Source organism: Thiolapillus sp., from assembly GCF_048562965.1.
Lineage (GTDB): Bacteria > Pseudomonadota > Gammaproteobacteria > Chromatiales > Chromatiaceae > Thiolapillus > Thiolapillus brandeum_A.
In genome coordinates this window covers 1-2,044 of sequence record NZ_JBHNMF010000556.1, presented here as the reverse complement: position 1 = coordinate 2,044, position 2,044 = coordinate 1, and the positions used below count along the sequence as shown (strand labels likewise).

Here is a 2,044-nt window from a genome sequence, read left to right as displayed (position 1 = left end):
GTGCCCCAGCCGTCCTGGTCACCAAGCACTACGCAACAACTTCGCAAGCTCGTTGCTGCTCCGTACTTGCCTCCCAATGACTGGACGCCACGTTTGGATGCCTACTTTTCTTCCCCTCTGGCGCTATGCGCACGACGGGAAGCAGTGCGGCCTCGCGTCTACTGGGGTCTACCAGCCTTCGCTTCGCTTCGCTCTCCATGGCTGGCAGCGGTAGAATGGGACTTCAATAATCATTGAGAGTGGGCAGAGAGAGTAGGAAATGAGTCACCCGAGAGAGCGGAAAGAAGCGCTTCTGAAGAAGATGCTTCCGCCGAACAACTTTTGGGTATAATCATATGGGACCAGGTCGTTAGGAAAATTTTTTCAGCGCGGCAATGAGTTCATTGGCGATTTCTTCTGGGTTATCATTCCAAGTAATGTGCAAAAGATCGCTAGTTAAGGCTAAGCCACTCATGTTGGGCGACCCGACTATCAAAGGAAGAAACTTCTGTTTTCCTTCGACCCGAAGAGACAAGGCTACATTGATTTCTTTTCTGGGCCATGTTTTATTAATAGAATTAGCAGATAGTACTGCTAGAAATAGCTTGCTCTTACCTAGCGCACGATTTAATACTTCAGTGAGCGAGTCTCCCCACTCTAATTCTTCATCGTCGTAAAACACATTTAGATTCTTTGATTTGCATGCCTCATATATTGGCAAAACAATATCAGATTTATCTTCGCTGGCATGGGATATGAATACATCGTACATTTTGTACTTTTTCTTCATGTTTTGAATTCGTTCTGGTGGGTCGTTATCAAGTTCCGCTGCTTGCAAACATAGTTTTAGGTATAGCGCATCTTCTTCTTTGACCATATTCAGAAATGCGAGCATTCCATACAGAGTCTCCTTGAAATAATGCTTTTCACTGTCAGTTAAACGCGACTTATTCTTGGCATACTTGCTTCGGTAAACGCTTTCTGCTTTGTCTGGGCCGTACTTTCTCCAAGCATGCAATAACGCCCGAATATTACGCACGTATGTGCGACGCACGTTAGGGAATTCGTTTACGGTTAACCCAGTAACGCCTTGCCTTACGCCACATATTTGTAGGCGAGTTTTTCTGTGATTTATGGAAAATCCACAATCTCGTATGGATTTTTCTAAAATTGAACCGACATGACATTTATTTGTTATAGCGTTGTTTCCATCGAAAAATGCTATTTTTTCAGGGAATTTTCTATTATTGGAGGAGAAGGTAATATCATCAGCGTATCGCGTATAAGTGAGTTTATATCTTCTTGCGAGGCAAGATAATCTTCTATCTAACTCAGAAGCAATATAATTGGAGATTACTGGCGATGTTGCAGCACCTTGGGGCAGGCTGTTTTCGAATATGCACATGTGGGCTGCAACCGCAGCAGCCTTTTTTCCCATATTAAAAGGCTTCGCTTTAAATAACCCAATTACTCGTCCAAAATTAATTGACTCATAGAAGTTTTTGAGATCGATATTTAACACATAGCGCTTTCTCTTATGTTGCTTTGCATTGGTAACAATGCTTCGTCCTTTTAAAAATCCATGTACAGGATTTCTTGGCTTGTAATGTGAAACTAATATCGGAGCCAGTTTTCCCTGTAGTGCTCTCAAACCACCTTTTGCGGCCTTAATGTGGCGAAACCCACCATTCTTTTTCTCAATCTCGAAAGAGTTGTACTTTTTCTCGTTGGGATAAGCATAAAGAATATGGAGTAACTGCCTTTCGGGAACCTCCAAGAGATTCGCAATATCTTCGGCGGTTTGAGCACCGACAATTTGGGCGGACGCATCTTCAGCAGATTTAACTAACTGGAATTGGAGCTTAGACAAACTTGATTACCCACCAATCTCAGCCATTCGTAAGAAACGATACGGCATGGGCGGCGTCCTGAGGCCAACGCAGGCGAGTCGCTCAATCATGTCATCCAATTGAAATCGTCGATTGAACCGATATTCAAACTCTGCAAGATACCTGGGAACATGCTTGAGGCTCACAGAATGAAATGTTCCCGTTATTGAATTTTT

General features: G+C 43.4%; 3 protein-coding genes. 1 reads left to right on the top strand and 2 read right to left on the bottom strand.

Features of this window, described 5'->3' with window-relative positions; genetic code table 11:
- Window positions 1-237 (top strand): hypothetical protein (locus tag ACOCD2_RS17620; RefSeq protein WP_293675326.1); only part of this gene is annotated, 237 nt, incomplete at its 5' end.
- Between the two features lie 112 nt (window positions 238-349).
- Here the strand turns inward: ACOCD2_RS17620 and ACOCD2_RS17615 are convergent.
- Together ACOCD2_RS17615 and ACOCD2_RS17610 are read right to left on the bottom strand one after the other, a co-directional pair.
- On the bottom strand, window positions 350-1,849 hold the full coding sequence (locus ACOCD2_RS17615; protein WP_293653019.1) for a TIR domain-containing anti-phage reverse transcriptase: 1,500 nt from the start codon (window positions 1,847-1,849) through the stop codon (window positions 350-352).
- Window positions 1,850-1,855: 6 nt separating this feature from the next.
- The coding region (locus tag ACOCD2_RS17610; protein WP_293650107.1) for a transposase at window positions 1,856-2,044 on the bottom strand (189 nt) is incomplete at its 5' end.